The organism is Ochrobactrum sp. SFR4, assembly GCF_019730395.1.
Taxonomy (GTDB): Bacteria; Pseudomonadota; Alphaproteobacteria; order Rhizobiales; family Rhizobiaceae; genus Pseudochrobactrum.
The window spans coordinates 1-341 of record NZ_JAAPBB010000432.1 but is presented as its reverse complement, the minus strand read 5'-3'; the positions used below and the strand labels follow the sequence as shown (position 1 = coordinate 341).

At 49.6% G+C, this 341-nt stretch carries 1 protein-coding gene; it reads left to right on the top strand.

Annotated features, from left to right (window positions below; genetic code table 11):
• A partial coding sequence (locus tag HBA93_RS19695; RefSeq protein ID WP_221724416.1) for a terminase gpA endonuclease subunit occupies nucleotides 1–341 on the top strand: 341 nt, incomplete at both ends.

Genomic DNA, 341 nt, shown 5'->3' with positions numbered 1-341 from the left:
GATTTGGCTTATCCTTATGATCCAGGTGGCGTGACCATTGAATGGGAGAAAATAACCGAAGCCGTTCGAAAAGCGCCATATAATGCACGCGAAATTCCGGCTGGTACCGCGCTGATTGTTTCAGCGGCAGACGTTCAAAGCTATGGTATTAAATGGGTTTGTTATGCAATCGGGCCACGTGGTCAACGCTGGCTGATAGATCGTGAAATATTTGAAGGTTCGCCGACGGAAAGTGACGAGCCGTGGATTGCACTGGCAGATGCTATAGGTCGTCAATATCCGACGTCAGGTGGAAGCTTAAAGGGCATAGATTTGTCCGGTGTGGATTCCGGCTTTGCCAC